Raw genomic sequence first — 7,855 nt, 5'->3', positions numbered from 1 at the left:
CACCGGCGCCGCGCCGGGTGCTCGTGCCGGACGACTGGCTGGGAGAGTTCATGCCAGCCGCGGCCGCCGGTCCCCCGCCTGGCCACGGCGATGAACAACCCGGCGACGCCGCCGGGACACCGCGTAGCGCCCGTCTTGCCAGCCGCCCGCGCGTGCGCCAACAGGAGGACGACTCCCCCCAGCCGCCGGGTCCGGTGATGGTGCAGACGGCCCGTCCGCACGAGCAGGCCGAGGATGCCCTGGGGGCGCAGCGGCCGGCCGACCGCGACGCCGATACCGCCGCCGAGGACTACGCCGACGCGCTCTCGGAGCTGCCCGAAGCGCGCCTGGTCTCCACTCCCGGCGCCGCCCGCGAAGTCCTGCTCTCGGACGACCCGCCCGGCATGCGGGCCCGGCCTCCAGCCACGGCGCCGCAGGCAGGCGGCGGCGAAGCCTTCCCCTACCCGGAATGGGACTGGAAGAGCCGCGCCTACCGGGACCCCGGCACGCTGGTCGCGGTGCGCACCGCGCTGCCCGGGAACCAGGCGGTGGTCGACGCCATCGTCAGCAGCCAGGCGGCGGTGCTGGCCGCCGTGCGCCGCCAGTTCGACATGCTGCGCGCCCAGCGCAGCCGGCAACAACGGCAGCTTGACGGCGACGCCATCGACCTCCAGGCCTGGATCGACAGCCGGGCGCAGTTGCTTGGCGGCGGGCAGCTCGACCAGCGCTGGTACGAAAGCGAACGGCGCGGCCGGCGCGACCTGGCCGTGATGCTGCTGGTCGACATCAGCGGCTCGACCGATGGCTGGGTGTCCGGCCAGCGCCGGGTGATCGACGTCGAGCGCGAGGCGCTGCTCATCGTTTGCGCCGCGCTGCAGGGCCTGGGCGAGCCGTTCAGCGTACTGGCCTTTTCGGGCGAAGGCCCGGGCGGCGTGGTGGTGCGCGCCATCAAGCAATTTTCCGAACCCTATTGCAACGAAGTCGCGTTGCGGATCGCCGGACTGGAGCCGGAGCACTACACGCGCGCCGGCGCCGCCCTGCGCCACGCCTGCGCCACCCTGATGACGCAGCCCGCCCGCCACAAATTGTTGGTGATGATCTCCGATGGCAAACCGAACGACGTGGACCAGTATGACGGCCGCTATGGCGTGGAGGACTTGCGCCAGGCCGTGGTCGAAGCGCGTCTCCAGGACATATCGCCATTTTGCCTGACGATCGACCGCCACGCGGCCGATTATCTGCCGGCGGTGTTCGGCGAACATTCCTATGCCTTGTTGCAGCGCGCCGAACTGCTGCCGACGGTGCTGTTGCGCTGGTTGCGCAAGCTGATCGCCGCGTAATTGCAAGGGCGACAATAAAGCTACCGGCATTCTCCCCGTCAGGTGGAACAAACGTGTAGGATGGCGGGTATTATCGTGCGAACGCCCCTGAACCAACGATGCCGTATTCACTGAACCCGGACCAACTCAGTAACATCATCGACATCGCGGAGCATGCCATTCTCTGCACTGACGAGAGCCAGCACATCATCCTCTTCAACCGGGGCGCCGAGCGCATGTTCGGTTGGGCGGCGTCCGAGGTTGTCGGCAAAAGCCTGGAGCTGCTGATTCCGCCGCGCTATCGTTCCGGGCACGCCGCGCGCGTGTCCGCCTTCCGCCACGGCGACACGGCCGCGCGCAGGATGGGCGAGCGCAGCACCATCTACGCCGTGCGCAAGGATGGCACCGAATTCCCGGCCGAGGCGACGATCTCCAAATCCGGCGAGGCAGGGCAAGTGATCCTGACCGCGATCCTGCAGGACATCTCCGAGCGCAAGGCCTACGAGCAGGAACTCGAACAGGCCAAGGAAACGGCGGAAGCGGCCGTGCGCGCCAAGAGCATGTTCCTGGCGAATATGAGCCACGAGATCCGCACGCCGCTGAACGCGGTGATCGGCATGACCAGCCTGCTGCTGCACACGCGCATCGACGAGGAACAGCGCGACTACACCGAGACCATCCGCTCCAGCAGCGAGGCGCTGCTGGCGGTCATCAACGACCTGCTGGACTACTCCAAGATGGAGGTGGGCCGCCTCGACCTCGAACGCCATCCGGTCGAAATACGCCGCTGTGTAGAGGACGCGCTGGACCTGGTGGCGTCAAGCGCGGGGGACAAGCACCTCGACCTGGCCTACATCATCGAGCCCGGCGTGCCGGCCACCATGCTGTCCGACGCCGCCCGGCTGCGCCAGATCCTGGTCAACCTGCTGTCCAACGCGATCAAGTTCACGCATCACGGCGAGGTGGTCGTGACGATCAGCGCGGAGAGCCGGGATGCCAACACCTACAGCCTGGATTTCGCCGTGAGGGACACCGGGATCGGCATTCCCGAGCACAGCCAGGAGAACATCTTCCGCTCGTTCACCCAGGTCGATCCCTCGACCACACGCCGCTACGGCGGGACCGGGCTGGGCTTGACGATCAGCCGGCGCCTGGCCGAGATCATGGGCGGCAGCCTGACGGTGCACAGCGAGGTGGGGAAAGGGTCGACCTTCACGCTGTCACTGCTGGCCGAGGCCAACGACGACCAGCTGGCCGAGGATGTGCTGCGGGACCGTTCGGCGACCGTGGAAGGCAAGCGCATCCTGATTGTCGACGACAACACCACCAACCGCCGCATCCTGATGCGGCAGGCGCTGTTGTGGGGCATGGAGGGCCTGTCCGCCGCCTCGGCGGCCGAAGCCATCGACCTGGTGCGGCATGGCGCCCCCTTCGACGTGGCCGTGCTCGACATGCAGATGCCCGACATGGATGGCGTGCGCCTGGCCGCCGAATTGCGCAAGATACGCGACCGGGCGACGCTGCCGCTGGTCCTGCTCACCTCGGTCGGCCACCGGCAAGCCGGGAGCAGCCTGGACGGCGGCATGTTCGCCGCCTGGCTGAACAAGCCGATCAAGCCGCGGGCCCTGCTGGACGCGCTGCGGCAGGTCTTGAGCAAGCGCGACGCCACCGCCGCCCCGCCCCGCCCCGCCGCCGTTGCGCCGGGGCTGGCCGCCGCGGTGGACATTCTGGTGGTCGAGGACAATACGATCAACCAGAAAGTGCTCAGGCAGCTGTTGCGTCATCTCGGTTACCAGGCCGACGTGGTGGCCAACGGCGTCGAGGCGATGACGGCGCTGGAAGGCCGGCACTACCAGATCATCCTGATGGACATGCAGATGCCGGAGATGGACGGGTTCGAGCTCACGCGGCGCCTGCGCCAGCGCTTCAAGGGCAGCGACAGCCCGTACATCATCGCGATGACGGCCAACGCCTTGCCCGGGGACCGCGAGCGCTGCCTGGACGCCGGCATGGATGAGTACATCGCCAAGCCCATCGAGCTGCACGTGTTGAGCTCGGCGCTGGTGGCGGCGATCGCCCGGTTGGCCACGCGCCGGCGCGACGATGCGGTGCTCAGCCACGCCCGCATCGAGCAATTGCGCGCGATCGGCGAAGACCTTTCCCTGCTCGACGAGGTGGTGGCCTCCTTTATCGCCGAGGTGCCGCAGTTGCTGGAAAAACTCGCGAGCGCGGCAACGGCGCAAGACGCGCCATTGCTGGCGTCGACCGCCCACTACCTGCAATCGAGCATCGAGTTCGTGGGCGCCAACCGCATGCGGCTGCCATGCACCAATCTGGAGCTGATGGGCAAGGGCGAAAATTTCGACGATGCGGCCGGACAGCTGCAAGACCTGGCGCTGGCGTATGAAGACACCAGGAAAGCGCTGCTGGAATTGAATCCAGCGGCGGACTAGCCAGTTCGATTTATTGCGCCGTTCCCTTCGCGCTGGCGGGCGCCGTCCACCCTGCCTTGGCCAGCAGGCCCGCCAGCGGCGCGTTCTTGCTCACGGCGATAGCCGACCAGGTCCCGGTGTCGAAGGTTTCGCGGGCCGGTCCGAGCTGCGCCAGGCGTTGCACCAGATTGTCGCCCCGTGAACCTTCCAGCGAGCGTTCGGGCGACTCGGACCGGTAGCGCACGAATTTTTGCTGGATGCCGGGACACGCGCTGCCGGTAAACAAACCGTGCTCGCGCAATAAGGCCCAGTAGCTGGCCGGAGACTCCAGCACCACTTTGGCCAGCTGGCCGTTGAGCGGGAAGCAGACCTGCTTCAACGGCAAGCTGAAATCCTTGCTCACCAGGCGCAGCATATCGGGGTTGAGCGAGACGATGGCGCGCTCCAGCGCCGTTCCCCAGTCCCGGACGGTAATTGTGTCGATCACGCCGCCGTGGGCCACGAGAACCTTCAGCGCGTCCACGTTCCCGACCGCGATCGCGTTTTCCACCGGATTTGCCTCCACCCGGCTGCCCAGCGTAAGGTGCCGGTTCGGATCTTCGCCGTGCGCCAGGATCGCCGGCAGCAGATCCACCCTTCCGTGCACTATCGCGCCTTGCAGGAACCTTGGCAGGCCAGCGAAGGCGGGATCGCCGCTGCCTGTATCGTCCAGCAATCCATGCTTGATCAACAAGGGGAACAGCTCGCGGTCAGGCGAAGTGAACGCGGCACTGACGGCATTTCCGCTGAGTCCCCGCGCAGCCACACCCGCATCGAGCAACTTGCGCAGGCGCGGCATATTGATGCCACCTTTCGCGCTCAGGATGTCGTCCAGCGGCGACGGGGACAGTTGTTCCAGAGACTTCTTCGGCATCGTCATCACATGGCCCAGCAACATGTCCAATATGGCGTCGTCGCCCGCGGGCGCGGCCAGCGCCACCGACAGCGCCGATGTTTCGAAGCCGGTCAGCGGATCGGCGCCCTGCTCCAGCAAGGCTTTGACGGCCTTGATGTCGTGGTCGCGCACGGCCGCTTGCAGGTCCCGGGCGCTGCCGCCCTTCTTGACGGGAGCGCTCAGCGCGGCCAGGCGGGGCAGCCACTCGAGGCGGCGCGCGCGCGTGGCGTGATTCAGCAACGTGCCGCTTTCAACCCGTTCGCTGCCGGCGGCGAGCGGAACGTAGTCGCGCCCGGTGCCTTCGGTGTTGGGGCCGGTCTGGGTCCAATTCATGTCCTTGACCAGTAGCTGCTCCAGCATCTTGTCGCGGGCGGGCACGGCGCTGTACATGGCAAGCATGGCGGCGTCGAGCCAGTGGTCGCGCTTGTTGTCGTCATAACGCTGCAAACGCGGCTTGAGCCAGGCGATGGCCGTCTCATTGCCAACTTCGGCTGCGTACTCGAAGTCGCTCTTTCCTTGTTCGCTGTCGGCCGGACTGGTGCCGGTCTTCAGCAGCGCGTCGAGCACCGCCGTGCCGCGCGTGAGGCCGAGCACCTTGGGCCAGAACAGAAGGTCGGCAAACGGACGCTCCTCTTTCGCGCCGGCGGCCTTCTGGCGCTTTCGGTTGATATCGAAGCGGATGTAGGGACGCTCCGCGCCAGCCTTCAACAGCGCCAGTATATTTCCGGTGCGCTGTTCCGGCGTGATCAGCTCCGGCACGCCGCGCCCATGTTGTTCCTGCTCCACCGAGTACTCAAGCGGCGCCAACCGCGCGGTCTGGCCGGCGAACATGCCGCCATACTGGCGCGGGTCGGCGCCGTGCTTGAGCAGCAGCTCCACCATCTCGGACGTGCCGAACATGGCCGCCAAATGCAACGGCGCGGCGTGGTCGTCCCTGGAACCTTCATTGAGGCTGGCGCCACGCTTTAGGGCCAGCGCCAGCATGCGCGTCTTGGCCGGCAGCAGCGCGGCGTGGCGCGCCTGCTGGGCGTGCCAGTGCTCGGTGTCGCGCGGGTCGTTGCGCGCAGCGCGCCACGACGCGGCTTCCTTGCGCAGGCTGGCGGCGGGCAGCAGCAAGGCATGCAGCAGCTGATTGCCGTCGACCAGATAGTCGTTGATGTTGTTCACTTTGGCCAGTTGGCGGGCGAACTCCGCTTCCTCGCCTTCGCTGGCTGCCTTGAGCAGGGCCAGCACCGTGGGCGTCGGGGCGAGCTTTTCTTGTGCGTCCTCGACGTAGTTGATCTTGCGTTGCATACCGTAGCGGGAGGCTTGCGGGAAGGCTTCGCCCTTCTTCCAGTTCGCCATCAGCGCTGTGCCTTCGGTGAGTTGCTGCGCTGTCAGGACGTCCTCCCAGCCATCTGTCTCACCCTGGGCCTTTTTGCTGCCGCCCTTGACCGCCAGCCGGTGCAGCGAAAACGCCAATACCAAATCCTTGGGCGCGCCATATCCCATCGCATACAGTTGGCCGAGTTCGTACTGCGCATCGGCGTTGCCGCCCTGGGCGGCCTTGTTCAGCCAGATCGCGGCCTGCTCGGGTTGCACCTTCAAGCCTTCGCCACCTTTCAAGTACAAGGTGCCGGCCTTGTAGGCGGCATCAAGATCCCCCGCTTTGGCGGCGGCCACATACCAGTCGAGCGGGTCGCGCCCGCCTGTCGCGGAAACCGACGGCAGCGCGGTACCCTCCTTCCAGGCGGCCGCGATGCTCTCGGCCTCAGTCCGCTGTTCCGGCGACATCCGCTGCGCGCTGTATTCCAGTGTCTTGGGCAGGTGCTTCTGAGCGTCCTGCTTCCTGCGTTGGTTGGCCAACAGATAGAAGGCATGGGCCAACGTGCGGTCGCGCTTTACGCCCTCGGCCTGTTCGTAATGCCTGGCCAGGCTGGACAGATCACCGGCGTCACCCAGCGCCGCCGCCTTGGCCAGCCAGATGACGGCCTGCTCGGGGTTCTTCATATTCGAACTGTAGTCGTACATCGTGATCAGCTTATGCTGCGCTTCCACGTCGCCCGAGCGTGCGGCCTTCAGGTACCAGGTTTCCGCCGCACGCATATCGCGCTCGGTCCCGCAATTCTGGTCGTTGTCCTGATACAGGTCGCCCAGAGCGATTTGCGCATCCGCGTTCCCCGCTTGCGCGGCCGGCTTGAATATCCGCACCGCGTCGTCGCAGCGCCCCGCCTCGTAGGCGGCCAGTCCTTTCGCCAGATCGGCGGGAGCGGCGCTGGACGCGCCGATTCCCATGCCCAGCAGGACCATCGCGAGGACTGTTTGCTTCATGTGTGCTTTCCCAGTGCTGCGGCATGGCCGCGAAGGGCGCAATGATAAACCGATAACATACATTTATGGCAACACCATTGGATTTTTGGGGGGAGAAATTTATACACAGTGCTGTGACAAAGTGCGTATTTTTGTCGTGTTTCGCCGACTATATTTATCAAGTCACCACGCCGTTTGATACATCGTTTGCAGGACCAGCGCTGTTTTAGATCTAGATCAATAGGCTTCGGTTTAATGGAAATCGCAGGCGCTTTGGCAGGGGAAATCGGCGCAGAATACGTTTCCCGGTTCAGTGAAATCGACGCACGACTTACCCTGATGTTGTTTTAGTCTGCAAGTCCCTACATCAAATTAGCAACTGGCCCGGCGCGCGCGTCCGGTCCGGGCGCCGCCATGTCGAAAGGAACGGTCATGCCGAGTGCATTGAGTTACCCAGGGGTCTACGTCGAGGAAATAGCCAGCGGCGTACGCACCATCACCGGAGTCGCCACCTCGATCGCCGCCTTCATCGGGCGCGCCCGCAAAGGCCCGGTCGATACGGCGGTCGACATCACCAGCTATGCCGACTTCGAGCGCAAGTTTGGCGAACTCTGGCTCGCCAGCACGATGAGTTTCGCGGTGCGCGACTTCTTCATCAACGGCGGCAGCCATGCGGTGATCGTGCGCCTGTTTCACTCGGCGCAGGCAGACGCCATCGGCGCCGTGGCCAACGCGGGCGCCGCCGGCGCGACCGGCAAGGATGCCAAGGACAAGGCGGCCGCCGCACTGAAGGTCATCACCGACGACGCCAATGCCACCCAGGCGCAGAAAGCGGCCGCGCAGCAGGCCAACGCCGCGTTCGCCGGACTGGCCGACGGCGCCGACGCCAACGCGGTCGCGGC

The 7,855-nt window shown here is 66.0% G+C and carries 3 protein-coding genes and 1 pseudogene; 3 read left to right on the top strand and 1 reads right to left on the bottom strand.

The genetic code is table 11. The annotated features are described in order from the left end of the window. The coding region (locus GTP90_RS33950) for a nitric oxide reductase activation protein NorD (RefSeq protein WP_161087647.1) at positions 1-1,319 on the top strand (1,319 nt) is incomplete at its 5' end. A 98-nt stretch (positions 1,320-1,417) separates the two neighbouring features. Further along, entirely contained in the window at positions 1,418-3,751 is a 2,334-nt protein-coding gene (locus GTP90_RS33945; protein WP_161087646.1) for a PAS domain-containing hybrid sensor histidine kinase/response regulator, read from the top strand. Between the two features lie 10 nt (positions 3,752-3,761). On the opposite strand, the gene GTP90_RS33940 is transcribed toward GTP90_RS33945, so the two are convergent. Further along, a complete protein-coding gene (locus GTP90_RS33940) occupies positions 3,762-6,974 on the bottom strand; it encodes an SEL1-like repeat protein (protein WP_161087645.1) in 3,213 nt (1,070 codons plus the stop codon). Between the two features lie 411 nt (positions 6,975-7,385). Between GTP90_RS33940 and GTP90_RS33935 the strand changes: the two are divergent. Further along, a pseudogene (locus tag GTP90_RS33935) lies at positions 7,386-7,855 on the top strand (phage tail sheath family protein); the annotation flags it as partial.

The organism is Duganella vulcania, from assembly GCF_009857655.1.
Lineage (GTDB): Bacteria > Pseudomonadota > Gammaproteobacteria > Burkholderiales > Burkholderiaceae_D > Rugamonas > Rugamonas vulcania.
This window is presented reverse-complemented; position numbering and strand designations above follow the sequence as displayed.